24 protein-coding genes are annotated in these 25,020 nt (G+C 73.7%); 9 read left to right on the top strand and 15 right to left on the bottom strand.

Annotated elements, in window-relative coordinates; genetic code table 11:
- Window positions 1-7 precede the first annotated feature (7 nt).
- Entirely contained in the window at window positions 8-907 is a 900-nt protein-coding gene (locus tag ACGFWJ_RS04890) for an ABC transporter ATP-binding protein (protein ID WP_392945287.1), read from the top strand.
- Window positions 904-2,463: a hypothetical protein gene (locus ACGFWJ_RS04885; RefSeq protein WP_392945285.1), complete on the top strand. Its 1,560-nt coding sequence runs from the start codon at window positions 904-906 to the stop codon at window positions 2,461-2,463. The genes ACGFWJ_RS04890 and ACGFWJ_RS04885 overlap by 4 nt, the downstream gene beginning before the upstream one ends.
- An 836-nt stretch (window positions 2,464-3,299) precedes the next feature.
- Here ACGFWJ_RS04885 and ACGFWJ_RS04880 read toward each other — a convergent pair.
- The 3 genes from ACGFWJ_RS04880 to ACGFWJ_RS04870 all read right to left on the bottom strand — a co-directional run bounded on the left by ACGFWJ_RS04880 (window position 3,300) and on the right by ACGFWJ_RS04870 (window position 6,131).
- On the bottom strand, window positions 3,300-3,968 hold the full coding sequence (locus tag ACGFWJ_RS04880) for a class F sortase (protein ID WP_392945282.1): 669 nt from the start codon (window positions 3,966-3,968) through the stop codon (window positions 3,300-3,302).
- A complete protein-coding gene (locus tag ACGFWJ_RS04875; RefSeq protein ID WP_392945280.1) occupies window positions 3,965-4,723 on the bottom strand; it encodes a hypothetical protein in 759 nt (252 codons plus the stop codon). The genes ACGFWJ_RS04880 and ACGFWJ_RS04875 overlap by 4 nt, the downstream gene beginning before the upstream one ends.
- 151 nt (window positions 4,724-4,874) lie before the next feature.
- Window positions 4,875-6,131 (bottom strand): aromatic acid exporter family protein, encoded by a 1,257-nt coding sequence (locus ACGFWJ_RS04870; protein ID WP_392945278.1) that lies wholly within the window; start codon window positions 6,129-6,131, stop codon window positions 4,875-4,877.
- Window positions 6,132-6,336: 205 nt separating this feature from the next.
- Between ACGFWJ_RS04870 and ACGFWJ_RS04865 the strand changes: the two genes are divergently transcribed.
- Window positions 6,337-7,551 carry an MFS transporter gene (locus tag ACGFWJ_RS04865; RefSeq protein ID WP_392945277.1) on the top strand — a complete coding sequence of 405 codons (1,215 nt, stop codon included), beginning with the start codon at window positions 6,337-6,339 and terminating at the stop codon, window positions 7,549-7,551.
- 23 nt (window positions 7,552-7,574) lie between these two features.
- Here the strand turns inward: ACGFWJ_RS04865 and ACGFWJ_RS04860 are convergent, their stop codons facing one another.
- The 8 genes from ACGFWJ_RS04860 to ACGFWJ_RS04825 form a co-directional block, all read right to left on the bottom strand.
- Window positions 7,575-7,784, bottom strand: coding sequence for an arylamine N-acetyltransferase (locus tag ACGFWJ_RS04860; protein WP_392945275.1), 210 nt, complete (start codon window positions 7,782-7,784; stop codon window positions 7,575-7,577).
- Window positions 7,785-7,817: 33 nt separating this feature from the next.
- On the bottom strand, window positions 7,818-8,660 hold the full coding sequence (locus ACGFWJ_RS04855; protein ID WP_392945272.1) for a helix-turn-helix domain-containing protein: 843 nt from the start codon (window positions 8,658-8,660) through the stop codon (window positions 7,818-7,820).
- Between the two features lie 48 nt (window positions 8,661-8,708).
- Window positions 8,709-9,593 (bottom strand): class I SAM-dependent methyltransferase, encoded by an 885-nt coding sequence (locus tag ACGFWJ_RS04850; protein ID WP_392945269.1) that lies wholly within the window; start codon window positions 9,591-9,593, stop codon window positions 8,709-8,711.
- A complete protein-coding gene (locus ACGFWJ_RS04845) occupies window positions 9,590-11,068 on the bottom strand; it encodes a 4-hydroxyphenylacetate 3-hydroxylase family protein (RefSeq protein ID WP_392945267.1) in 1,479 nt (492 codons plus the stop codon). The genes ACGFWJ_RS04850 and ACGFWJ_RS04845 overlap by 4 nt, the downstream gene beginning before the upstream one ends.
- A complete protein-coding gene (locus ACGFWJ_RS04840) occupies window positions 11,065-11,610 on the bottom strand; it encodes a flavin reductase family protein (RefSeq protein ID WP_392945265.1) in 546 nt (181 codons plus the stop codon). The genes ACGFWJ_RS04845 and ACGFWJ_RS04840 overlap by 4 nt, the downstream gene beginning before the upstream one ends.
- Complete coding sequence (asnB, locus tag ACGFWJ_RS04835; RefSeq protein WP_392945263.1) at window positions 11,607-13,436, bottom strand: asparagine synthase (glutamine-hydrolyzing); 1,830 nt, start codon at window positions 13,434-13,436, stop codon at window positions 11,607-11,609. The genes ACGFWJ_RS04840 and asnB overlap by 4 nt, the downstream gene beginning before the upstream one ends.
- Complete coding sequence (locus ACGFWJ_RS04830) at window positions 13,436-14,188, bottom strand: hypothetical protein (RefSeq protein WP_392945261.1); 753 nt, start codon at window positions 14,186-14,188, stop codon at window positions 13,436-13,438. Before ACGFWJ_RS04830 ends, asnB begins: the two co-directional genes overlap by 1 nt.
- A 123-nt stretch (window positions 14,189-14,311) precedes the next feature.
- Window positions 14,312-14,779, bottom strand: coding sequence for a helix-turn-helix domain-containing protein (locus ACGFWJ_RS04825; protein WP_392945258.1), 468 nt, complete (start codon window positions 14,777-14,779; stop codon window positions 14,312-14,314).
- Between the two features lie 73 nt (window positions 14,780-14,852).
- On the opposite strand from ACGFWJ_RS04825, the gene def reads away from it, so the two are divergent.
- Together def and ACGFWJ_RS04815 are read left to right on the top strand one after the other, a co-directional pair.
- Complete coding sequence (gene def, locus ACGFWJ_RS04820; protein WP_392945256.1) at window positions 14,853-15,500, top strand: peptide deformylase; 648 nt, start codon at window positions 14,853-14,855, stop codon at window positions 15,498-15,500.
- A 37-nt stretch (window positions 15,501-15,537) separates the two neighbouring features.
- Window positions 15,538-15,879: a hypothetical protein gene (locus ACGFWJ_RS04815; protein ID WP_392945253.1), complete on the top strand. Its 342-nt coding sequence runs from the start codon at window positions 15,538-15,540 to the stop codon at window positions 15,877-15,879.
- On the opposite strand, the gene galE is transcribed toward ACGFWJ_RS04815, so the two are convergent.
- The 3 genes from galE to ACGFWJ_RS04800 form a co-directional block, all read right to left on the bottom strand.
- On the bottom strand, window positions 15,863-16,864 hold the full coding sequence (gene galE, locus ACGFWJ_RS04810; protein WP_392945251.1) for a UDP-glucose 4-epimerase GalE: 1,002 nt from the start codon (window positions 16,862-16,864) through the stop codon (window positions 15,863-15,865). The two genes, ACGFWJ_RS04815 and galE, sit on opposite strands and share 17 nt — an antisense overlap.
- Window positions 16,865-16,950: 86 nt before the next feature.
- Window positions 16,951-17,424 (bottom strand): NUDIX domain-containing protein, encoded by a 474-nt coding sequence (locus ACGFWJ_RS04805; protein WP_387635789.1) that lies wholly within the window; start codon window positions 17,422-17,424, stop codon window positions 16,951-16,953.
- Window positions 17,425-17,741: 317 nt separating this feature from the next.
- Window positions 17,742-19,166, bottom strand: coding sequence for an amino acid permease (locus ACGFWJ_RS04800; protein WP_387635787.1), 1,425 nt, complete (start codon window positions 19,164-19,166; stop codon window positions 17,742-17,744).
- A gap of 222 nt (window positions 19,167-19,388) precedes the next feature.
- On the opposite strand from ACGFWJ_RS04800, the gene ACGFWJ_RS04795 reads away from it, so the two are divergent.
- The 4 genes from ACGFWJ_RS04795 to ACGFWJ_RS04780 all read left to right on the top strand — a co-directional run bounded on the left by ACGFWJ_RS04795 (window position 19,389) and on the right by ACGFWJ_RS04780 (window position 23,955).
- Window positions 19,389-19,799 carry a hypothetical protein gene (locus ACGFWJ_RS04795; protein ID WP_392945248.1) on the top strand — a complete coding sequence of 137 codons (411 nt, stop codon included), beginning with the start codon at window positions 19,389-19,391 and terminating at the stop codon, window positions 19,797-19,799.
- 634 nt (window positions 19,800-20,433) lie between these two features.
- Window positions 20,434-21,183 (top strand): ABC transporter ATP-binding protein, encoded by a 750-nt coding sequence (locus ACGFWJ_RS04790; protein ID WP_392945478.1) that lies wholly within the window; start codon window positions 20,434-20,436, stop codon window positions 21,181-21,183.
- On the top strand, window positions 21,180-23,570 hold the full coding sequence (locus ACGFWJ_RS04785) for an FtsX-like permease family protein (protein ID WP_392945246.1): 2,391 nt from the start codon (window positions 21,180-21,182) through the stop codon (window positions 23,568-23,570). The genes ACGFWJ_RS04790 and ACGFWJ_RS04785 overlap by 4 nt, the downstream gene beginning before the upstream one ends.
- A 202-nt stretch (window positions 23,571-23,772) precedes the next feature.
- Entirely contained in the window at window positions 23,773-23,955 is a 183-nt protein-coding gene (locus ACGFWJ_RS04780; protein ID WP_392945244.1) for a hypothetical protein, read from the top strand.
- A 111-nt stretch (window positions 23,956-24,066) separates the two neighbouring features.
- On the opposite strand, the gene ACGFWJ_RS04775 is transcribed toward ACGFWJ_RS04780, so the two are convergent.
- Window positions 24,067-24,900: a LuxR C-terminal-related transcriptional regulator gene (locus ACGFWJ_RS04775; protein ID WP_392945242.1), complete on the bottom strand. Its 834-nt coding sequence runs from the start codon at window positions 24,898-24,900 to the stop codon at window positions 24,067-24,069.
- Between the last annotated feature and the right edge of the window lie 120 nt (window positions 24,901-25,020).

Genomic DNA, 25,020 nt, shown 5'->3' with positions numbered 1-25,020 from the left:
CCCACCCATGACCGACCTGACCATCGAACTCGCCGGCATCGGCAAGGAGTACCGCGGCGGCAAACGCGCCCTGGACAGCCTCACGCTGACCCTGCGCCCCGGACTCACCGGCCTGCTCGGCCCGAACGGCGCCGGCAAGTCCTCGCTGATGCGGATCCTGGCCACCGTCACCCGCCCCACCCGTGGCCACTACCGCTACCGGGGCGCCGACGCACTCGCCCAGCCCGACCGGGTGCGCCGCGAACTCGGCTACCTGCCACAGGACTTCGGCGTCTACCCCAATCTGACGGCACGCGAGTTCCTCAGCTACCTGGCCGCCGCCAAGGGCCTGTCCGCGCGCTCCGCCCGCACCCGGATCGACCAGCTGATCGAACTGGTCAACCTGACCGAGGCCGTCCGCCGCCCGCTGCGCGGCTACTCCGGCGGCATGCTGCGCCGGGTCGGCATCGCCCAGGCCCTGCTCGCCGACCCCCGGGTGCTGGTGGTGGACGAGCCGACCGCCGGGCTCGACCCCGAGGAACGGGTACGGCTGCGCAACCTGCTCGGCGAACTCGCCGCCGACCGGATCGTGCTGCTGTCCACCCACATCGTCTCCGACGTCGAAGCATCCGCCGCCGACCTCGCCGTCCTCGCCCACGGCCGACTGCTGCGCCGCGGCACCCCCGACCAGCTGCTGCGCGAACTCGACGGGCAGGTCTGGGAGGCGGTGGTCGCACCCTCCGAGGTGCCCGCCGTGCAGGCCCGCCACCAGGTCGGCCGCACGGTGCGCACCACCGACGGCGTCCGCCTGCGCGTCCTGGCCGGCTACCCGCCCACCCCGGACGCCGTGCCCGCGATGCCCGACCTGGAGGACGTGTACCTGGCCGCCGTGCACGGCGCGCCCACCCGGCCGGAGGCCCTGCGATGAGCGCGCTGGCCCGGCTCGCCGCCGGAGACTTCCGCGACCGGGTGCGCCGGCCCGTGTACGCGGTGACGCTGCTCGCCGCCGTCGCGCTCGGCTACCTCGCGGTGCCTGCCGCCGACAGCCACTGGGTGATCCTCGACGTCGGCGGCAACCGGGGCGTCTACAACAGCGCCTGGGTCGGCACCGCGACCGCGCTGGCCGGCGCCCTGTGGCTGACCGTCGGCGGGTTCTGGGTGGTCCGCGGCGGCATCGCCCGGGACGCCGCCGGCCGGGTCGGCGAGATCCTGGCCGCCACCCCGCTGCGCACCGCCGGCTACCTGGCCGCGAAGTTCCTCGCCAACCTGCTGGTGCTCGGCTCGATGCTCGGCGTGCTGGCCGGCACCGCGCTGGTCCTGCAACTCGTCCGCGGTGAGGACCGCGCCGTCGACCCGCTCGCCCTGTTCGGCCCGTTCGCCGTGATCGCCCTGCCGCTGATCGCGCTGACCGCCGCGGCCGCCGTGCTGTTCGAAACGGTGCCGCTCCTGCGGGGCGGCTTCGGCAACGTGGTCTGGTTCGTGCTGTCGCTGGTGCTCGCGATCGGCGGGCAGTCGGCGAACGCCCCGCTCGGCGGGATCGGCGTGCAGCAGCTGACGCAGTCCCTCACCGACGCCCTGAACCGGCAGCAACTCGCCGTCGGGGACGGCGAGTTCAGCCTCGGCCTGACCCAGGTACCGCAGCCGCTGCACACCTTCGTCTGGGACGGCGCCCAGTTCACCGGCGGCTTTCTGGCGACCCGCCCGGTGATCGTCCTGTGCGCGGCCGTGCTGGCGGTGCTGCCCGCGCTGTGGTTCGGCCGCTTCGACCCGGCCCGCAACCCCGGCCGTACGTCCTCGGCACCGGTGGCCGACGAACCGGCGGTGGCCGCGCCCGCGCCGTTCGGGGCACTGCCCACCGCGGCGCCGGTCCGGGCCTGGGCGTTCGGGCGACTGCTGGCCGGGCAGACCCGGATCCTGGTGCAGGGCGTGCCGTGGACCTGGTGGGCCGTCACCGGCGCGGTCGGCGCGGCCGCGCTCGCCGTGCCGCTGCCGATGGCCACCGGGCTGCTGCTGCCCGCGCTGTGGCTGTGGCCGGTGCTGATCTGGTCCCGGCTGGGCACCCAGCAGGTGGAGAACGGCCTGGAAGAACTGCTCGGCGCGCACCCCGCGCCCCGCCTGCGCCTGCTGGCCGAATGGGCGTCGGGCGTGCTGCTGGCGGCGGCCGCCGGCCTCGGTCCGCTGCTGCGGATGCTCGCCGCGGGCGACGCCACCGGCGCGGTGCACTGGCTGGCGGGCGCGCTGTTCGTCCCGGCGCTGGCCCTCGGGCTCGGCACGGTGGCCCGCAGCCACCGCCCGTTCCAGGCCCTGTACCTGCCGCTCTGGTACCTGCTGATCAACCACGTCGCCCCGGTCGACTTCATGGGCGCCGTCCGCGACGCCGGCCACCCGGCAGGACCGAACCCGCTACTGGTCGCGGCCCTCGCGGCGGCCCTGCTCGGCGCGGCGTTCCTGACCGGCGCGGCCCGACGCGACGTCAAACGCTAGACCCTGGTGGGTCGGGGGCGGAACGCCGGGCCCGGTGTCGGTCGTTTCGTCGGGCGGCGCAAGCCTGCCTCCGGCCCGGCGTGACGTCGAACGCTAGACCTTGGCGGGTCGGGGGCGGAACGCCGGGCCCGGTGTCGGTCGTTTCGTCGGGCGGCGCAAGCCCGCCTTCGGTACGACGTGACGTCAAACGCTAGGCCCTGGCGGGTCGGGGGCGGAACGCCGGGCCCGGTGTCGGTCGTTTCGTCGGGTGGCGCAAGCCCGCCTCCGGTGCGACGTGACGTCAAACCTCGGTTCCGGCCGGTGGGGTGGCGGCGGGTCCCGCGAGGCGCGGCCCTCGCGGCGTGGCCCCGCGCAGCGACGGGCGCCGACCGTCGGTCGGTCGGGGCCTGTTTCGTTCGGCCTCCGGCGTGTCGGCAGAGGTTGCTCGCAGCCGCCCGGCCGCCGCCGGCCCCGGCCCGCGCGGTTCGAGCGCGGGCCCCGGGACGTCAGTGGCAGCGGGTTCCTCGCGGCGTGGCCCTGCGCAGCGACGGGCGCCGACCGTCGGTCGGTCGGGGCCTGCTTCGTTCGGCCTCCGGCGTGTCGGCAGAGGTTGCTCGCAGCCGCCCGGCCGCCGCCGGCCCCGGCCCGCGCGGTTCGAGCGCGGGCCCCGGGAGGTCAGTGGCAGCGGGTTCCTCGCGGCGTGGCCCTGCGCAGCGACGGGCGCCGACCGTCGGTCGGCCGGGGCCTGCTTCGCTCGGCCTCCGGCGTGTCGGCAGAGGCTGCTCGCAGCCGCCCGACCACCGCCGGCCCCGGCCCGCGTGACAGCGACGGACGTCGACCGTCGGGCCCCCGGCGGGTCACGCGGGCGCCGGGCTGCTGGACGTCAGGTGCGCGAACACCACGGTGTTGGAGTCGTAGCCGTTCTTGTGGTCGTAGTGGCCGCCACAGGTGATGATCCGCAGCTCGGCCCGGCCGGTCGCCGCGTAGACCTCGTCGGACGGGAAGGCGGTCTTCGGGTAGGAACGCACCTGGTCGATGGTGAAGGTGACGACCTTCCGGTCCGCCCGGGTGACGGCGACGGCCAGGCCGGGGCGCAGCAGTCCGAGCCGGTAGAGCACGCCAGGGCCGTGCTTGTCGTCCACGTGGCCGACCACCACGGCGGTGCCGTCCTCGCCGGGCGCGGCGCCGTCCCGGTACCAGCCGACCAGGTTCGCCCGCTCGGCGGGCGGGGTCTCCAGCGCGCCCTTGGCGTCCAGGCCGAGGTCGGTGAACGTGGCGTCCACGGAGATCGACGGGATGCGAAGGCGGCGCGGCGCGGACGGGTCCAGCGCGGGGGAGTCCGGTGCGGACGCGCCGTCGTGCGACGGGCCGGCCGCAGCCCCGGCGGGCAGGGGCGGCTGGGCGCCGGACAGGCCGTCGCGCACCAGCATGGTGCCGAACAGCAACGCCACGGCCGTGGCGCCGACCACCAGCGGGTCGGCGCCACGGACCGGGCGGCGGCGGGGAGTCCGCCGACGTGCCGTCAACGGCGGGAGCGGCGCAGCCGGCGGGCCGCCAGCCATCCGGCTCCGAGGAGCAGCGAGCCGCCGACGGCGATCTCCGCCGGGTTCAGGTCCTGCGAGGCGCCGCCGACACCGGCCGCGATCCCGCCCTTGGGCATGTCGCCCTGGTGCTTGGGCGGGTCGGCCGGGTGCGCGCCCTGCTGGTTGCCCGGCTGGCTGCCGGTCTGACCGCTCTGCTGGTTGCTCTGCTGACTGCCGGTCTGACCGCTCTGCTGGTTACCCTGCTGGTTCCCGGGCTGGCCTCCCTGCTGGTTGCCGGTCTGGCTGGCGGGCTCGTTGGGCGGCGGGGAGGACGGGTCGCCGGACGCGCAGTCGACCGTGAACGTCTTCTGCTTGGCCGGCCCGGTCTGGCCGACGAAGCTCCAGGAGAGCTTGTAACTGCCGTCCGGCACCGAGAGGTTGGTGGTGTGGCCGGTGCCGCCGGCCAGCACGATCGTGCCGGACAGCGTCCTGGTGCCGGCCGGCTGCTGCTGGTCGATCTCCCAGGAGATCAGCTGAACGGTGTCGAAGTTGAAGGCGTCCAGGTAGAACTTGCAGACCTTCGACTCGTCCCGGGGATCGTTGAACGGAACGCCGGTACTGTGGATCTTCACGTCGCCGTGGTCGCCGGGCGCGGCGAACGCCGGCACCGCGGGCGCGGCCAGCGGCAGCGCGGCGGCACCGGCGAGGACACCGGCACGCAGGGCGAGCAGGCGCCGCCCGGCCAGGGTTGAGGCCATGGAGCACTCCAGAGGGTGGACGGGGGTTTTGCCGGCACCGCGCCGACACCCCACGAGGGTCACCGGGCCTTCGGCGCCCCGCCGCGACAACACTCCGGTCCGGTACGACGTTTCGCACCAACGGTCGAGTGCCCCCCGCTCCGACGGGCCGTCAGGCCGCCTGCCGGTCCGGCTCGCGGCGGCGGGAGCGGCGGGGGCGCAGGCGTTCGCCGCGGGCCAGGCGGCGGATGCCCGCGAAGCGGGTGAAGCGCGCACGGGTCGCGACCGAGGCCCGGTCGAGCTCCTCCATCAGGCGGCGGGAGCGGTGTTCCAGGTCCAGCTCGTCCAGGATCCGGTCCACCTCGGCGAGCAGGGAGCCGTGCAACTGCCAGGCCTGCGGGTCCGCCTGGACGCGGTGCAGCAGCAGTTGGGCGACGTTCTCCCGGCAGGCCCAGGCGGCGGCCAGTTCGGCGGTCAGCCGCTGCTCGGCCTCCTCCGCGTTCCGGCTGACCTGGGTGGTGACCAGCACCGCGAAGCTCACCAGCGCCCCGCCGATGTGCGCGAACAGCTCCTCCATCGCCACCGCGACGTCCGGCGGGAACAGCCGCTCGCCGGCCGCGCGGCGCTTGGCCAGATCGGTCAGCGAACGGGCGATCACCCGGATCACCACCACGCAGATCTCCAGCGTGTCCAGGCCGGTGCGCAGCACCAGCCGCGACAGCAGGCCCTCGCTGATCCGCGGGTTCAGCCGCAGACTGTCCTCGGCCTGCCGCAGCGCGCCGTCCACCTCGGCGATCGCCTGGTCCAGCGCCCGCGCCTCGTGCAGCCGCGCGGCGGCCCGCTCCACCGGCACCGGGCGGCCCAGCTCCTCCGCGAGGTCCAGCAGCAGGTGACGGGCCCGGCGGGCCAGGTCCTCGATCTTCTCCCCGGCCGTGTCCACCCACACCGGCGGCGCGAACACCACGTTGAACAGCAGCCCGACGGCCGCGCCGATCAGCGTCTCCAGCACCCGGTCCCACGCCTGCGTGGTGACCTGCGAGACGCCCAGGATCAGCATCGCGCTGATCGCCACCTCCTGGACGAACTCGTCCACCCGCACGAACCGCCCCACCGTCAGCGACGCCAGGATGATCAGCCCCAGGCTCCACCACGACAGGCCCACCACGGTGGAGAAACCGATCGCGATCAGCACCCCGACCACCACCGAATTGACCCGCCGCACACTGGTCTTCAGCGTCGAGTACACCGTCACCTGCACCACCAGCAGCGCCGTCAGCGGCGCCGTCAACGGCACCGGCTCCCGGCTCAGCCAGGTCGCCACCACGTACGCCAGTGTCGCCGCCACCGTGGCCCGCACCGTCTGCACGACGAACGGATCCCTGGCACCGCGACGCACCACCGCCGCCACTGACTCCGGAACAACACGCATGCGGCCCTTCTATCCCATCGGCCGCCGCGCACACGCGAACACTCCGTCAGCGTGTGAGCGGCGGTCACAGGACCAACGCCTGTCTGGTTGCGCATCCGGCCGCTGCCCAGGATGGCCGCATCGGACCTCTCTACCCCCTGCGCGCGGCCGACGGCGTCCGCGGTCCGAGGACGCGCCGCGCGCCGCCGACAAGGTGGTGGTCGCCGTGAGCGACGTGTCCGATCTTCCCCAGACCGCGACGACGGTGGCCGCGCCGGCCTTCCGGCGATGGCGGTACGCCGGCGTGTTCGCGCTGCTGTTCCTGTTCGGGACGGAGACCTTCCTGGTCTCCCCGCTGCTGCCGACCATCGCCGGATCGATCCACGTCAGCGAGGCCGCCGCCGCGTCCACCGTCACCGCGTACGTCCTGGTCTACGCCGTCTGCGCGCCGTTCCTCGGCCTGGCCAGCGACCGGTTCGGACGACGGCGCACCCTGCTGGCCGGCACCGCGCTGTTCCTCCTCTCCAACGCCGCCGCCGCACTCTCCACCGACCTCACCCTGCTGGTGCTCTCCCGCGCCCTCGCCGGACTCGCCGCCGCGGCCGCCGGACCCGCGATCTGGGCCCACATCGCCGAAACCGCCCCCGACACGGTGCGCGGCCGCGCCCTCGGCCTCGGCATGGCCCTGTTCTCCACCGGCCAGGTCATCGGCGTCCCCCTCGGCGGACTGCTGGCCGGCGCGGCCGGCTGGCGCGCCGCGTTCTGGGCCCTCGCCGCGGGCACGGCCGCCGCCGTCCCGCTGCTGCTCCGCCAGGTCGCGCCACGAGCGGCTGCTGCGGGCACTGGCACGATCCTCGCGGTGCTGGCGGCCTGGCGCGACCCCGCCCTGCGCCGCGCCCTGCTCGTCAACACCGCCTTCAACGCCGCCAACCTCGGCGCCTACACCTTCCTCGGCGCCGTCCTCGGCGAACGCTTCGACCTCTCCGTCCAGGCCCTCGGCCTGGTCGGCATCCTGGTCGGCGCCGGCAGCGTGGCCGGCTCCCTGCTCGGCGGCCGCCTCGGCGACAAGGCCCGCGCGGCGGGCCGCACCGACCTGCCGCTGCTCCCGCTCTGGGCCCTGCTGCTCGCCGCCGGCATCGCGCTCGCTGTCGCCGGGCCGGGGCTGGTGCTTTCGCTGCTGGGCGTGCTGCTGTGGTTCGTCGCCTCCGGCGGCTTCGTGACGGACCAGCAGACCCTGGCCGGCACCGTCGCCCCCGCCCACCGGGCGACGTCCAGCGCCTGGCTGACCTCCACGATGTACGCGGGTACGGGGGTGGGGGCCTGGGCGATCGGCGCCTTCGGCAGCGTCGCGCACGGGTCGGTGATCGTGGGCGTCGCGCTGGCGCTGCTCGCGGCCGGCGGGGCCTGGCTGGTGACGCGGAGCCTGCGGCCGAGGGGGTGAGCGCGAGGGCCGCTGACCGGGGCTCACTTCGGGAGCACGTCCAGGGCGATCCCGAAGTGGGTGCGGTAGGCGGTGCGGGCCTCGTCGTCGGTGCGGAGCTGTTCGGTGCGCTGCCCGGTGGGGGCGGTGGTGACCAGGCGGTTGCCGCTGAGGGTGGTGCGGCCGTCGTCGTCGGTGATGACCGAGCAGGTCGGCGTGCGGGTGAAGTGGGACTGGGGCGAGGTGGTCGCCATCGGCTCTTGGCCTTACGACCTGCGCCGGCCTTGCTATGCGGTTGCCCGGAGCGGACGCTCGATCAGGTCCGTCATCCGCGCGAAGTCGGTCGAGGTCCGCGGCGTGAACAGAAGCACCAGCGCCGACGGGTCGTCCACCGGGTGGAAGGAGCTGAGCGTGAGGTGCACAGCGCCGCTCGCGGGGGGTGAGACCACCACCTCGCGGGCGGTGAGTTCGGCGACGGTGTGGCAGCCCCACCAGTGGCGCAGGTCGGGGGCGTCGGCTTCGAGGCGGCGGTAGAGCTGGTCGGTGCGGGGGTCGGCGATCGCGGGGCCGGCCTGGGCGCGGAAGTGCTGGAAGACGTTCATGGCGAGGGGTTCCCAGTCGTGCAGGACGCTGCGCAGGTGGCGGTCGGCGGCCATCAGCCACATCAGGTTGCGGCGGTCGGCGTCGACCTTCTCGGGGGAGCCCCACAGGGCCGTCCAGGCCGCGTTCCAGGCGAGCAGGTCGAAGTGCCGGTCGAGCAGCGCGGCGGGGCTGGCGGGCCAGGAGTCGAGGACGGGGCGGACCGCGTCGGCGAGCCGTTCGGCGGCGAGTTCGGTGGGGGCGGGCTCGTGGTAGCCGGCCAGTCGCATCGCGTGGCGCAGGCCCGCCGCGTCCAGGCGCAGGGCGCGCGCCACCGCCTCCAGGACCTGCCGGGAGGCGGTGACGCGGCCCTGTTCGAGCCAGGTGTACCAGGCGAGGCCGACGCCGGACAGCGAGGCGACCTCTTCGCGGCGCAGCCCGGGGGTGCGGCGCCGCGCGGTGGCGGTGAGTCCGACGTCGGCGGGCTGGAGGCGTTCGCGGTGGGCGCGCAGGAAGGCGCCGAGCTCCTGACTGACGGCGGGGGTGGACACGGGTGGCTCCTCGTCGCGGGTGGTTCCGGGGTCGTCGGGGCACCCACATTAGGTGCGTGACGGGCGGTTTCCGGTTCCTGAAACAAACTCCTCATGTGCCGTCAACTCCCAGAGGCGGACCGGCATGTGGCTGACATGCCCGTGTGCGTTCTGGCGGCGCCAGGCGGCGGCCCCGACGGCCCGGTAGAAGTCGGCGTGACGCTCCGCGGGCAGGACCCGGGCGTAGTAGTCGCCGAAGGTCGCGGCGTGGAAGTGCTCGTACTGCGCGGCGGAGTCGACGGTGACGACGGCGTCGCGTTCGGCGTGGCCGGCGACGCGCAGGTGCGGGGCGAGGACGGTGTGCAGGTCGTCGGCGGTGCGGGTGCGGGTGGCGATCGGCAGGACGCCGTGCGCGGCGAGCAGCGCGGGGACGTCGGCGGCGGGGGTGCCGAGTGCGGTGAGTGCTTCGCGGACCAACTCGTCCTCGCCGCCCAGGCCGTGGGCGTCGCGGGCCGGGTGGTAGGTGGTGAGCAGGAAGCGTCCGCCGGGGGCGAGGTGGGCGGCGACCCAGGCGAAGGTCCGGTCCTCGTCCGGGTACAGCCAGTGCAGCACCGAGGTCTGGGTGATCACCTGGGCGCGGTACGGGAGTTGCTCTGGTTCGGTGAGGTCGGCGGTGTGCAGGACGGCCCGACTTCCGTACGGGGCGAGGCGTTCGGTGGCTTCGGCGATCCGGTGTTCGGAGCGTTCCAGGCCGACGGCGAGGCGGAGCGAGGGGAAGCGTTCCAAGGCGGTGGCGAGCAGCTGGCCGATGCCGCTGCCGAGGTCGATCAGTGTCTCGGGGGTGCCGGTGACGCGGTCCAACACCCAGTCGCGGTCCTGGACTTGGCGCAGTCGGCTGGCGTCGGCGTACCCGGCGAGGGTGCGGGCCTGGATCTCGACGGCGGACGGGCTCACGCGCGGGCCTCCTGGGCATCGGTGGTGGGGTCGCTGAGCAGGGCGAGCAGCCGGGCCCTGGTCGCGGACTGGTCGTAGCGGTGGAAGACGGTGATGCGGTTGCGGGCGAGGTCGCCGCGGTGGACGTACTCGTACAGGTCCTGGCGCTGGCCGAAGCCGTCCCCGGTGAGCTCCCAAGCCAGCCTGAACAGGCGGGACTTGTCCTCGACGCCGATGTCCCGTCCGCGCATGTAGCGGTCCAGGTGCGGGCGCAGCCGCGGGTTGGCCAGGTCGCCGGGGGAGGGCTGCATGAGCAGGCCGGAGGCGCCGATCTTGCGGACGATCTCGACGGCGTGGCCCGCGACTTCGGCGGACCAGACCCGGGAGGCGAAGGTGTCGCCGGGGGCGAACAGGCCGGCGTCGGTGAGCGCGCCGCGGTTCTCGGCGGCGTCGAGGAAGTACTCGGTGAGTTCGGCGTACCCGGCGAGGCGGCCCAAGTCCTCCTGGATGTTGCGGAATTGGCTGACGCCGATCGACTCGGCGAGCAGCGTGGCGGTGGCCAGCAGGGTGCGCAGGCGCTCCCGGTAGCGGATGTGGCCGACGTACGCGCTCCAGGCGTTGATCCGGGCCAGGCCGCGGCGGGCCAGGTCGGCGTCGCGGAGCAGGAACACCCGGTCCCACGGCACCAGGACGTCGTCGAAGAACAGCATCGCGTCCTGCTCGTCGTAGCGGGCGCCGAGCGGGTGGCCGTGCCCCCACGGGGCGGTGCCGAGCGGTTCGCGGGCCAGGGTGATCAGGCCGGGGGTGTTCAGCGGCAGCGCGAACCACACCACGAACTGCTCGGCGCGGCCCTGGGTGAAGGACGCCGACAGGTACACCAGCACCTCGTGCGCGAGCGGTGCGAGTGTGGTGAGCTGCTTCGCTCCGCGCACCACGATGCCCTGCTCGTTCTCCGACAGGACGCGCAGCGCCAGGTCGGGATCGTCCAGCGGGCTGGCCGACCGGTCGATCTGCGGGTCGCCGAGCGCGTGCGAGAGCACCAGGTCGTTCTGTGCGCAATGCCGGTACCAGGCCTCGGCGTTGGTGCCGAACCGGGGGTCGGCGGCGGCCAGTTGGTGGCGGAAGTCGTGCACGCCGACGGCGATCGAGGCCATGAAGGCGGGGGAACGGCCCTGCTGGCCGAGCGCCTCGGCGTGCCAGAACTCGGCGCTGCGGCGCTGGACGCGCAACTCCTCGAGGCTGGTGGGTGGTTGGTAGGCGCGGGCCAGCCGCAGGCCGGTGTCCGGGTCCTTGAAGGTGAGCAACTCGCGGTGTTCGGGCCGGTGTTGCAGGTCGAGCAGGCGGGCCAGTTCTTCGGCGGCCGGTCGGAACGCCGGGTGGGTGGCCGGGTTGGCGACGCGCTGCCCGTCCAGGTACAGCTCGCGGCCGTCGTCGAGTTCGGTCAGGTAGCGGGCGCCGGTGAGCAGGCCGCGCGGCTCCGGGGGTGACTGGGTCATGCGTCAACTCCTTGCGCTGGAACGTCATTTCGGGGAAGTTCTGGGCCGAGCCGCCGGTAGCGGGCGGCGTGGTGCAGCAGCGGGCGGTCGGTGCCTTCGCCGACCGCGAGGGCCTCGCCGACCAGCAACAGGTGGTCACCGACCGGGAGTTCGGCGTGCAGCCGGGCGTCGAACCAGGCGGGCGCGCCGGCCGGGACGGGGGCGTCGACCGGATCGGCGAGGACGGTCAGGTCGGTGAAGTGCCCGACCGCCCGGCCCGCGCCCGGGGTGGCGAACCGGCGTGCCAGCGCGTCCTGTTGCTCGCCCAGCACGGTGACGGCGAAGCGCCCGGCCGCGCGCACCGCGGCCGTCAGCGGGCTGCGGTGGGAGACGGCGACGCCGATCAGCGGCGGGTCGAGCGAGAGGGTGCTGAAGGAGGAGACGGTCTTCGCGTACTCGACGCCCGCCCAGCGGACGGTGAGCACGGCGACGCCGGTCGGCCAGTGCCGGGCGGCCGAACGGAACGCGGCCTCCGTGAGCGCCGCGCGGGCCGGCGCGCTCACCGCAGGCCGACCCGGTAGGCGCGCAGCCACTCGTCGACCTGCACCAGGTGGTCCAGGCCGCCGACCGGGTTCGGCGCGGTGCGCGGGCTCGGCAGCGGGCGGCCCTCCGCGAGGTGGCGGCGCACCAGCGCGCGGTCCACCAGGTCGAACACCGGCGCGGCCGGGTCGGCCAGCAGCTCGTGGGCGCGGGCGGTCAGCACCTCGGTGTAGCGCACCGCCGGGGTGGACGGGTAGCCGGACTTCGGACGGTCCGCCACCTGCGGCGGCAGCAGGTCGCGCACCGCGTCCCGCAGCAGGCCCTTGGGGCGGCCGCCGGGCGACTTCAACTCCCATGGAACGTTCCACAGATACTCCACCAGCCGGTGGTCGCAGAACGGCACCCGCACCTCCAGGCCGACGGACATCGACACCCGGTCCACCCGGTCCAGCAGCGGCGGCAGCCAGCGGGTCAGCGCCAGGTGGAAGGTCTCCCGCACCTTCGCCGCCGCCGGGTCCTCCCCGTCCAGCCGGGGCGCCGAGGCGAGGCTGCCCCGGTACGCGGCCTCGGTGTACTCGGCCGGCCGGACCTCGGCGCGCACCTCCGGGCGCAGCAGCGCGGCCGGGGTGGTGCGGCCGTGCAGCCACGGGAAGGTGCCGGAGGCGAGCGCCGGGGCGTCGTGGAAGTACGGGTAGCCGCCGAAGACTTCGTCCGCGGCCTCGCCGGACAGTGCGACCGTGGAGCGGCGGCGCACCTCGCGGAACAGCAGGTGCAGCGAGGCGTCCATCTCGCCCCAGCCGGGCCGGTCGCGGGCCCGCAGCACCGCGTCGCGGGCGTCCAGCAGGTCGTCGTCGGGGATCAGCACGCTGGTGTGCACGGTGCCGATGTGTGCGGCGGCGGCCTGCACGAACGGGGCGTCCTGGCCGGTGCGCCAGGCGTCGGGGGCGCGGTCGGCGCTGCCGGGGAAGTCCACCGAGAAGCTGGTGATCTTGTCGTGCCCGTCGCGCTCCCGGGCGGCCGCCGCGAGTGCGGTGATCGCCGAGGAGTCGACGCCGCCGGACAGCAGCGTGCACAGCGGGACGTCGCTGACCAGCTGCCGCTCCACCGCGTCCGCGAGCAGCGCCCGCACGGTGGCCCGGGTGGTCCGCTCGTCGTCCCCGTGCGGGGCCGACTCCAGCTGCCAGTAAGGGAGTTCGCTGACTCGCTGACGGCTGGCCACCACCAGGTGTCCGGGCCGGACCTCCCGCAGGCCCCGGAACAGCCCGTGCCCCGGGCTCGGTGCGGCCGGCAGCGCGAACAGCTCCGCGATGCCGGACGCGTCCAACTCGGCGGGCAACAAAGGGTTCGCGAGCACCGCCTTCGGCTCGGAGCCGAACAGTACGCCGTTCGCGTGCCGGTGCCAGTACAGCGGCTTGATGCCCAAGTGGTCGCGCACCAGCAGGAGTTCCTCGCGCAGGGCGTCCCACAGCGCGTACCCGAAGATCCCGTTGAACCGGGCCGGCGCCCGGTGCCCCCACTGGAGGTGCGCGCGGAGCACCACTTCGGTGTCCGAGCGGGTCCGGAACACGTGCCCGTGCGCCTCCAACTCGGCGCGCAACTCACGGTGGTTGTACAGCTCGCCGTTGTACGCCAGCACCGCGCGGACCGGCTCGCCGTCCGCGAACGGCTGCAGCCCGCCCGCCAGGTCGATCACCGCCAGCCGGGTGTGGCCGAGCGCCGCGTGCCGCGACAGCCACACCCCGTCCGCGTCCGGACCCCGGCAGGCCAGGGTCTCCGTCATCCGGCGGACCGTCCCGGCGCGCAGCCGCAGATCCTCCGCCCAGTCCAGCCAGCCCGTCACTCCGCACATCAGGACGCCCCCGTCGTCTCGTCGGCCTCTTCTTCGGCGCGCGCCTCCCAGTGGCAACCGTGGCCGGTCGGCCCCGAGAGCAGGCGGTGCGACGGGCGGAAGCCCTTGGCGCGGACGTTCGCCGACAGCGCGTGCGTGCAGTACGTGCACGGCGAGGCGAGCGTGATCGTCACCCCGCTGCGACGGGCCTGCTCGCGGTAGTCCCAGATCGCGCAGTGCGTGATGGTCAGCGCGGCCTGCCGCGGTCCGGGCGGCGCGGCGTCGTCGAACTCGTAGTCGGAGCCGTACAGTTCGGCCTGCCGGGCGATCCGGTGGATCGGATCCGCCGCGCCCCGGCCGTGGTCCGGCTCGACGGTGCGGTGCACCTCCGCGTTGGACGCCGCCCACGCCGCGAGCACCTGCTCGCCGTAGTGCCGCACCAGGAAGCGCTCCATCAGCGCCTGCCCGCGGAAGAACAACCGCTGCCACTGCGCGGACGGCGCGGCCCCGTCCGGCAGATCGGCGAAGATCTCGCCCTGCAACGCGAACCACTCCGCGAGCTGCGGCTGATCGCCGAGACTCACCAGGTACCTGGTCAGCCCCGCCTCCGCCTCGTGCAGCCTGCGCCGCCAGAGCGCGGAGCGCTCGGCATCCGGCATCGACCGGTACGGCGAGCGCCAACTCTCCGCCCCCGCCCGCTCCTTGGCCTTGTCCGTGCCCGGCAGGAGTGCGACCCTGTCCGGCCCCGTTCTGCGCTCGGGTACGACGCCCATCGGTGCTCTCCCTCCGACCTCGCGAGGCTCTGTCCTGCGAGCCACGCTAGGCAGCACCGACCGGGCCCCAGAAGCCCCGAACGGATCCCCCGGGGGCGACCTTCGTCGCCCTCCGCGCGGTGCTCAGCCGGGCAGCAGCGGGACGATCCTGGCTGCTGCGGCGTACGGCCGGGCGCCCCGGGGGCGGTGCTCGCGGTCGGCGTATTTCGTGAGCAACTTCCGTACGGCGTGCTGGAGTTCGTCGGCCTCGGCGGGCGTCAGGTGCAGGACGGCGGTGAACGGTTCGGCGGCTTCCTCCGGCGGGTGGACGGGGTGCGGTGCGGGGGTGGCGTCGGTCTCCCAGCGCAGGCGCCACGGCCGGGCGCGGCCACCCTGCGGGACTTCCTCGACCAGGCCGTAGCGGGCCAACTGCCGCAGGTGGAACGAGCAAAGGCCCGAACTGAGCCCGAGCCGCGCTGCTGCCTCGGTGGAGGTCACGGTGCCGGCCTCGGCCAACAGGTCCAGCAGGGCGATTCGGACGGGGTGGTCGGGCAGGGGCCTGCGGACGCCGGGCGGCAGGGGGTGGGAGGTCTCGCTGATCTCATCGGTCACTTTGCAAAGCGTGCTACTTTGCAAAGCGAATGACAAGCCGTCAGGTAGCGAGTTGCAGAGAGGCTTTCCACACATGGCCGACACCCCGCAGGACCGCCGGGTCCGCGTCCAGGGCGAACCCGTCGACGCCTACCCGTCGCTCGCCCCCGAGACCGAACGCGGCGCGGTCCGCCGGATCACCGTGGTCGGCGAGCCCGTCCTGCACCGCCGCTGCCGCCCCGTCGCCGACTTCGGCACCCCCGAACTCGCCCGCCTCGTCGACGACATGTTCGCCACCAACCACATCGCCGAGGGCGCCGGCCTGGCCGCGAACCAGGTCGACGTCGACCTCCAGCTGTTCGTCTGGGACATCACCGACGACTGGGGCGTGCGCCACGTCGGCCACCTCGCCAATCCCGTCCTGGAGGAACCCCCCGCCACCCACCGCCGCCTGCTCGAAGAACCCGAGGGCTGCCTCTCCGTTCCCGGCCCCCACCGCGAACTCGCCCGCCCCGACCACACCATCGCCCACGGCTTCGACCTCCACGGCCGCCCTCTCACCATCGAAGGCCACGGCTACTTCGCTCGCTGCCTCCAGCACGAGACCGACCACCTCCACGGCCGCCTCTACCTTGACCGCCTTCCGGCCCGCGCCCGCAAGTCCGCGCTCCGCGAGATGGCCGACCGGCAGGCCGAGGTCTTCGCCCGGCGCGAGGCAAACGCGGTGCGCCTAGGAAAATAGCTGTCGCACCCGGGAGTTGAGGCCCTAGCGTGGCCAAATGTCGAGTCGTCAGAGCATGTTGCCGGTGAGCCCCGACCGCGAGTTGAGCTACCCGCGGTCCCTGCACCGCCTCGCGGCCATGGGCGGAATCCCGCTGATGTGCACCGAGTTCGACGACGGCACCACCTGCCTCGTGATGATCACGCCCGAGGGCGCCGAGGTGGTGGCGACGGGCCGCAGCTACCTGCGCGCCAGGTTCGAGTTGCTCAACTGGCCGGCCGTGAGGGTAGTTGCTCCGGATGGCCGCTTCCGCTATTTCATGGTCCCGGACGCCAAGCGCTCGACCCTGGACGCCTTCCTCGCCCTCCTGGCCGTGGGGCCGATCAGTCCGCGCCGATGACGCTGTCGCGGACCTCGCGCCAGCGCAGCGAGTCCCGGATGCCGTCCGCGAGGGTGAACTGCGGGCTCCAGCCGAGGAGTTCGCGCGCCCGGCTGCTGCGCGTGTAGGCGCCGGCGGCGTCCCCCGGCCGGGGGCCGGTCTCCTGGACGGGCACCGTCTCGCCGGTGACCTGCTCGTAGGCGGCGATGAGTTCGCGGACGGTGGTACCCGTGCCGGTCCCCAGGTTGACGACCTGGTACGGGAGTTCGGCGGTCACGGTGTCGAAGCGGTCGAGGGCGGAGCAGTGCGCCTCGGCGAGATCGCGGACGTGGACGTAGTCCCGGATGCCGGAGCCGTCGCGGGTGGGCCAGTCGGTGCCGGTGAGGGGGAACTTCTCGCCCGCCGCCTGAACGTCGAGCAACTTGCCCAGCGCGTGGGTGGGCCGGCGGATCTGCAGGCCGGTGCGGAGTTCGGGGTCGGCGCCGATCGGGTTGAAGTACCGCAGCGAGACGACACGGAGGGGCCCGGCAGCGGCGATGTCCGCGAGGAAGGTCTCGACCAGCTGCTTGGTGCGGGCGTACGGGCTGAGCGTCTCCAGCGGCGAATCCTCGTCCACCGCCCAGTCGTTGGCCGGGTCGGCCCGGTAGAGCGAGGCGGAGGACGAGAACAGCAGCCGTTCGCAACCGTTGCGGGTGAGGTGCTCGGCGAACGCGATGGTCTTGGCGACGTTCTCGCGGTAGTAGCCGAGCGGATCGGCGACCGAGTCCGGAACCACGATCAGCGCGGCGCAGTGGACGACGGCCCGGATGTCGGGGTGCTCGGCGAAGACCCGGTCGAGCAGGGCGCCCTCGGCGATGTCGCCCTCGTAGAACGGGAATTCGGCGGCGAACTCGCGGCGGCCCGTGACGAGATTGTCGAGGACGACCGAGGTGTGGCCGCCGTCCGCGAGGGCGTTGGCGATGGTGGAGCCGATGAAGCCGGCACCGCCGGCGATCAGGTACTTCACGGGTCCTCGCTGAGGTTCGGGGCCGCAGGCCGTGGCCGGAGGGCGTCGACTGTAGCCCTTCGGCCGTAGGACGCACACTCACCGTCCTACGGTTGCGGCACCCCGTGTTCCAGGTAGGCCGTTGCGCCCTGTGCCCGGGCGGCGACGGCGGCGTGCACGCGGCGGGCGAGCCGGGGGATCAGCAGCGCGTCGAGGTGGGCCGGGGGGTGGAACTCGTAGGTGCTGACCTCGAGTTGGTCCACCCTGATGGCGTCGCGCTCGGCGTCGGGGAGGATCCCGCCGTCGAAGACGAACAGCAACTTGTCGCCCTCGGCCGGGTGCGGCGCCCAGTCGGCAACCAGCAGCCGGCCGATCGGCGGGGCGATCCCCAGCTCCTCCGCCACCTCCCGGGCCGCGCCCGCGCTCGGCGTCTCGCCCGCCCGCAGGTAGCCGCCCGGGATCTCCCAGCCGTCCTTGTACGTGGGCTTCACCAGCAGGAGTTGGCCGACGGGATCGAAGAACAGCACCCCGGCGGCGGTGCGCGGCCGGGCAACGACCTCTTGGGGCTCGGAGTCGGTCACGGTGACGACCGTAGTCGTCCCGGCGGGGTGACGCGGTTCGCACGGCCAGGGGCGGCCGACGGGGCACGCGCCGGTGGGCGTCTTCAGCCGAAGTTCCGGATCGCCACGCTGCAGGCCAGGCCACACATCACGCTCACGGCGGATGCGAGGAAGCGCCAGGGCGCCCAGCGCATCCGGGGTGGCAGAGCACACGCCGGACCAGCACGAACAGGCTGTCCCGATGTCCGGCCCGTCACGAGCGGGTACCGGAACGCCACCGGGCCCGGAAGCCTCCGCAACGGCTTCCGGGCCCGGGGTTCCCCGGGCGGGGCGGTGGCTCAGGCAGCCGCCGCCGTCCGTCGCCGGCGGCCCACCACGGCCGACGCCACCAGCACGATCGCTGCGGCGACCAGCGAGAAGTACATCTGCTTCCGCCCGTCGGCGTCCGTGAACATGTACACCACCACGAACCCGATCATGCCGATGGCGGCCCAGGTCAGGTACGGGTACAGCCACATCCGCACGGTCAGGCGCTCGGGGGTCTCGCGCTCGATGATCCGCCGCATCCGCAGCTGCGAGAAACAGATCACCAGCCAGACGAAGAGCGCCACCGCACCGGAGGAGTTCAGCAGGAAGGCGAAGACGGTGTTGGGGGAGGTGTAGTTGAAGAAGACGGCGACGAAGCCGAAGACCACCGAGGAGAGGATCGCGACCCGCGGCACCCCGCGCTTGGTCACCGAGGCGAACGCCCGGGGTGCGTCCCCGCGCCGGCCGAGCGAGAAGGCCATCCGGGAGGCGGTGTACATCCCGGAGTTGAGGCAGGACAGCACGGCGGTCAGCACGATCACGTCCATCACCTGGGCGGCGCCCGGGATCCCTATGTGCTCCAGCACGGCCACGTACGGGCTGCCCTTGATCGAGGCGGAGTCCCACGGAAGCAGGGTCACCACCAGCAGGATCGAGCCCAGGTAGAAGATCCCGATCCGCCAGATCACGCTGTTGGTCGCCTTGCGGACCGCCTTCTGCGGGTCCTCCGACTCGCCGGCCGCCAGGGTGACGATCTCGCTGCCCATGAAGGCGAAGACGACTGTGAGCATGCCGGTGAACACCGCCCCCACGCCGTGCGGCAGGAAGCCGCCGTGGCCGGTCAGGTTCGTCATCCCGACCGCGTGGGTGCCGGGCAGCAGCCCGAACGCGGCCAGCGTGCCGATCACCAGGAAGGCGGCGATCGCCACCACCTTGATCCCGGCGAACCAGAACTCGAACTCGCCGTAGGAGGCGACCGAGAACAGGTTGGTCGCGGTCAGTACCACCATCACGATCAGTGCGAACGCCCACTGCGGCACACCTGGCATCCAGTTGTTGAGGATCTTCGCGCCGGCGGTGGCCTCCACGGCGAGCACCACGACCCAGAAGAACCAGTACAGCCAGCCGATGCTGAACCCGGCCCACCGGCCGAGCGCCCGGTCCGCGTACGCCGAGAACGAGCCGCTCTGCGGGTCGGCCGCCGCCATCTCGCCGAGCATCCGCATCACCAGGACGACCAGCGCGCCGGCGAGCGTGTACGAGAGCAGGATGCCGGGGCCGGTGGTCGCGATGCCCGCGCCGGAGCCGACGAACAGGCCGGCGCCGATCACGCCGCCGATCGCGATCATCGACAGGTGGCGGTTCTTGAGTCCCGCCTTCAGGTGACCGTCGGCCGGGGGTGGGGTGGAGCCGCCGCCGGGGGGCGAGACAGCGGGGGTGGTGGTTTCCACATTCATCAAGGGCGCCTGTGCCTTTCCAGCGCGGCCTGCCCCTCGGCACGTACGCCGGAGGGTGGGGGGGACGGATCCGCGCATTGCGGTGCAACCTAACTTCTCCCTCCGCAAATATGAACAACGTTCCGGTAAATGTTTGATTGCCGGACATAAAGGACAAGGTCAGCGTGGGTGGAATGGGGTCCGGAAAAGCTCAGATCTGACGCAGCGAAAGACGCCCGGGAGATGTCGGAGCCCGGCGCGGGGAGTCGTCAACGGGCCGTACATGCCGGCGGCGCGATGATCGCCTCCGTGGTGCTCGGCCTCATCGCCGCCCTCGCCCTGCCGGCCCTGGCACACTGGTACCTGTGGCGGCGCCCGGTGTGCGACGTCTCCGCACCGGACGGCTGGTGTCGCCGGGCCGGTACGGTGCTCGCCGTCCTGCTGCCCCTGCTCGCGGTCGGCGCCCTGGTCGGCGGGTGCGTGCTGCCGCTGGCCGTCGAGCGCTGGCTGGCCTGGCCCGGCTACCTCTGGCGCGCGGTGCTGGGGCCGCCGGCCGTGGTCGGAGGTGAAGCGACGGTAGTGCGTACGCGCGTGGTGCCGGATCGTCGTGCCCGGGCGGGGAGCCCGCGGCGTTCGGAGGAGGTGTCGTTGTAGCTCCTGGGGGTTGTAGGCGGGCAGGTCCACCGCGCGGGCGTTCTGGCACGAGTCGTTCGTGTCGAACAGGGAGACGGTGTACCCGGTCATGTTGTAGACGCTCCGCGCGGGGATGCCGCTGCTGGTGCAGAATCCGAGATTCCAGTCGGAGTTCTGTACGACGTCACCGGTGAAGTCCGCGCCCGAGCAGAAGCACACCCCCCCTTCTCGCAGACCGGGGACACCCGGAACGACTTCACGTCGGATCCGATGCTCGCCGCCGAGAAGCCGGGCGGGTGGATGGCGACGGGGGCTCCGGAGCAGTCCTCGTTCCCGTAGGTTTCGAACTGGAACCTGGTGTTGTCGTAGAGCGACTCGACCCTCGACCTGGTCCCGTCGGGCCAGGTGACTTTTCCGCCCTTGGCGCACCCGCCCGGCATGAGCATCCTTGGGGTGAGCAAAGGGATGGTGGACGAACGAGCAGACGGTAACGGCCGTCCCGGGCCTGCGGCGCGGACGACGGACCGGAACGACCCGATCGAATGAAGCCCTGCGTTCCGTCGCAGGTCGGGGACAGATCAGGGTCGGGATCAGGGGGGTTCCCGGAGGTGCTGGGGGTGGACGGGGGTCTAGCGTCTGGGCGGTGGAGAACGACATGGTGGCGGCGGAGCAAGTGGTGCGGCTGGCCGGGGTGCGGCGGGCGTACCGGCGGGGGGAGGGGGTGGTGCGGGCGCTGGATGGGGTGGATGCCGGGTTTGCGGCGGGGAGTTTTACGGCGGTGATGGGGCCGTCGGGGTCGGGGAAGTCGACGCTGCTGCTGTGTGCGGCTGGGCTGGAGCCGGTGGACGCGGGGGAGGTGCTGCTGGACGGCGCGCCCGTGCACCGGATGTCGGAGCGGGCGCTGACCGAACTGCGGCGGGAGCAACTCGGGTTCGTGTTCCAGTCGTTCAACTTGGTACCAGTGCTGACGGCACGTCAGAATGTGGAGCTGCCGCTGCGGTTGGCCGGGCGGCCCATTGATTCGACGGAGATCGACCGGCGGCTGGCGGAGGTCGGGCTCGCGGAGCGGGGCAACCATCGTCCCGCCGAGTTGTCGGGCGGTCAGCAGCAACGGGTCGCGATCGCACGGGCGTTGGCCGCCGGGCCGAAGGTGATCTTCGCGGACGAGCCGACCGGCGCCCTGGACTCGCGTTCGGCGCGGGCGGTGCTGGCGTTGCTGCGCGAGGTGGTGGAGCGGCACCGCCGGACGGTGGTCATGGTGACGCACGACCCGGTGGCCGCCTCGTACGCGCAGCGGGTGCTGTTTCTCGCGGACGGCCGGGTGGTCGGCGAGCTGCACGAGCCGACGGCGGAGGCCGTCGCGCTGCGGATGGCCGCGCTGGAGCCGGAGGAGCAGGCGTGTTGAGGCTCGCGGCAGCCACGTTGAAGGGGCGCTGGACGAGCTTCCTCGGCGCGTTCGTCGCGCTCGCGCTCGGTACGACGATGATCGGGGCCATGGCGCTGGTCCTCACCGCGACCTTCGGCACCCCGCACCCCGGGCCGCAGCGCTTCCGGGACGCGGGGACGGTCGTCGCCCCCGCCGGGTTCGCGGGGCGTCCGATGAAGGCCCCGGCGGTCCTTCCGCCTGAGCTGGTCGGGCAGTTGGCCGGTGCCGTCGCCGACCGCAGCTTCCCGGTCCGATTCGACGGCGACGCCACCGGACACCCCTGGTCCTCGGCCGCGTACGCCGACTACCACCTGCGCGCCGGACGCCCGCCGCAGGCGGCCGACGAGGCGGTGCTGACCGGCGCGGACGCGCAACTGATCGGCCGGCAGGTGGAGTTGGGAGTCGGACGCTACCGGGTGGTGGGCGTCACCGAGGGGCGCTGGTTCGAGCGGGCCGCGTTCTTCACCGACACCGAGGCGCAGCGGCTGTCGCCGGGCATCAACGCGCTGGTCTCGGACATGACGCCCGATCAACTGCGGGCCACAGTCGGCGAACGGGCCGTCGTGCTGGCCGGCCAGGACCGGACCGGGCTCGACCCCGACGACACCGGGGGCGCGCAGGCGCTGGCCAACGCGCAGGCGATGGCGGGCAGCACCACCGGACTGGCCGTCTGCGTGGCCGTGTTCGTGGTCGTCGCGACCTTCGCGTTCGCCACGGAGCAGCGCCGCCGCGAACTCGCCCTGCTGCGCCTGGTCGGCGCCGCGCCCCGGCAGGTGCGGCGGCTGGTGCTCGGCGAGGCCGCCCTGATCGGCACGGCTGCCGCGCTGCTCGGCTGCGCGCTCGCGCCGCTCGCCGTCGGCCCGCTGCGCGGATGGATGCTGCGGCACGACGTCGCCCCGTCCTGGTTCACCGTGCCCGTGCACCCGCTGCCGCTGCTGGTCGCGTTCGTGCTGGGAGTGGTTGCCGCGCTGGCCGGTTCGGCGGCGACGCTGCTGCGGGTGTCGGTGATCCGCCCCGCCGAGGCGCTGCGGGAGAGCGCGGTGGAGCGGCGCGGCCGGGTCCCGGTGCGGCTGCTGCTGGGCGGTGCGCTGCTGGTCGGGGCGGTGGTCGCGGGCGCGGTCGTCGCCCGTTCCGAGCCGTACCTGGCGGCCAACGTCCGCAAGTACCAGGCCGTCCCGGTGCTGTACGTCGGTGCGTTCGCACTGCTCGCGCCGGTGCTTCTGCCGCCGCTGGTACGGCTGTTGACCTGGCCGATGCGGCGTTCCACGCAGGCGGGCCCGATGCTGGTGCGCGAGAACGTGCTGACCGAACGGCGGCGCACCGCCGCGACGGTGGCGCCGATCGTGATCGCGGTCGGGCTGGTCGGCACCCTGCTGACGGTGCAGCAGTCCGCGGACGCCGCCGTCCTGGCCCGCCAGCGCCAGGAGGTGCGGGCGACGGACGTGGTGCTGGCGCCGCCCGGCGCGACGGGTCTGGCGGAGCGGCTGGCCGCCGTGCCCGGTGTCCGGGTCACGCCCGTGATCTCGCTGAACGTCAAGATCGGGACGCCGGCGGGCGAGCAGCTCGACTCGCTGCGGGTGCAGGCCGTCGCGGCGGCGGCGTTCGGCCGGACGTTCACGCCGCCGGTGCGGGACGGGTCGGTGGCGGCGCTGCCGGACGACTTCCTGGTGATCGACGAGCACGCGGCCGAGTCCGACGGCATTGCCGTGGGCGACCGCCTGGTTGCCCTGCTGCCGACGGGCGCCCGCGTTCCGGTGGTGGTCGCGGCGGTGGTGGCGCGCGGGCTCGGTGGCGACGACGCGTACCTGTCGGCGTCGGTGACCGGGGCAGTGGCGCCCACCCTGCTGTATCTGGACGGGCTGGGCGAGTCCCAACGCCCGTCGGTCGAGCGGGCGTTGGCGGGGACGGGTGCGCGGTTGACCACCCGGCAGGCCGTATTGGCGGCCGCGCACGCGAAGGCCGCCGAACAGGCCGACAACGCGGCCGTGGTGGTCCTCGGCATCGCACTGGCGTACTCGCTGATCTCGGTCGCCGGCACGCTCGCGATGGCCGTGGCCGGACGCCACCGCGAGTTCACCCTGCTCGGACTCGCGGGGGCGGTGCGCCGCCAGATCGTGGCGGTGGTGGCCGCCGAGGCGGCGATCGCCGTCCTGGCCGGTACCTTGCTTGCGGCGGCCGCCACCGCGCTCACCGCCGTGACCCAACACGCCGCGCTGACCGCCCTGTTGGCCGACCCGTCAATCGCCGTCGCCTGGCCCGAACTGCTGGCCACCGCCGCCCTCTGCGCAGCCGTCACCCTCACCACCGCCGCCGGCTGCACGGCCCGCGCCACCCGCGGCGCGGCGGCCGGTACGAGAGGGGAGTGACGGGCGCGGGCGTAGCCAACCGGCATCGCCTCACGCTGGTGACCGGCTGCACCTCCGACCGGGCCCCGGTCCCGTTCCTACCGGTCCGGTTCCGCCGAGCACCCCCTCGACCCAACCCCCGCCGGACGTCGCGCTGTTCGCCGGCGAGTGGATCGCGCACGGCGCCGGGTTCACCGTCCACCAGGACGGCACCTTCGAGGCCTTGGGCCGCGTCTACCGCGACTGCGCCTCCTCCTCGCCGCCCTGCGACACCTGGTCCGGCGATGAGATCATTGACGGCTACCGCGTCGTCGGCCACCTCACCGGTGTCGACGGCATCACCACGACCGGCACGGTGACCGAGACCAACGGCCCAAACTGGATGCCCGCCGGCCCCTCACCCTGACCCTGGACCCGGCCACCCACAGCATCTCCAGCGGACGCTTCAAGTTTGTGCGCCGGCAAGACCACCCCGTCGCACATCTGCTACTGATCGGGGGCGCGGCCGGGCGGGCGCTCAGCCGGTGAGGCCGTGCCGGACGGCGTAGAGCGCGGCGCGGAGGCGGTCGGACTGGCCGGTTTTTCGCATGGCGTGGGTGAGGTGTTTCTTGACGGTGGCTTCGGCGAGGGTGAGGCGGCGGGCGATCTCGGCGTTGCTGAGGCCGAGGGCGAGTTGGGTGAGGACCTGGCGTTCGCGGTCGGTCAGGCCGGCCTGGTCGAGGGGGCGTTCGGCGGGGGCGGGGTGTGGGCGCAGGGGAGTGGGGGCGGGGAGGAAGAGGGTCGCGCCCGCGGCGGCGAGGTGGACGGCGTCGATGATCCGGTCGGGCGGCAGGTCGAGGGGGAAGCAGCCGCTGCCGCCGGCCATCAGGATGCGGCTGGCCTCGGTGGTGGTCGCGGCGCGGCGCAGCAGCAGGACGCGGGCGTCGGGTGCGCCCTCGGGCCGGCGCAGTGCGGCGACGGCGGCGAGGTCGGCGTCCAGGCCGGGCCCCCGTCCGAGCAGGATCAGGTCGGGCCGGGCCCGGTGGACGGCGGCGACCGCGTGCGCGGCGTCGGTCGCGGTGCCGATCACCGCGAGTTCCGGGTCGGGCGCGAGGAGGCTGCGCAGTCCGGCGCTGACCACCGGGTGGCGTTCGATCAGGAAGATCCGGGTGGCGGCCGGCCGGTGGGCGCCGCCGGACGGGCAGAGCGGGTGGCCGCAGGCGCAGGTGGGAGCTGCGTCGGTGAGTAGTTGATGGCCCGCCAGCAGGTCGAGCGGGTTGTCGATCTCGGTGTGCAGGGCGTCCAGCGACCGGGTGCCGCGCCGGGTGGGCGGGCGCAGGGTGCGAGTGGAGCCGCGGGTCAGCGCGGGCACGGCACCTCCCGGCGGCGGGAGGGCGTGACGGGATACGGGTGCATGGCGGATCGGTCCCCTCGAAGGTGGCGGGCCGGGGCGCGGGGCCCCGGCACGGGACGTGGGGATCGGCGACGGCGG

Source organism: Kitasatospora sp. NPDC048407 (assembly GCF_043200475.1).
Lineage (GTDB): Bacteria > Actinomycetota > Actinomycetes > Streptomycetales > Streptomycetaceae > Kitasatospora.
This window is presented reverse-complemented; position numbering and strand designations above follow the sequence as displayed.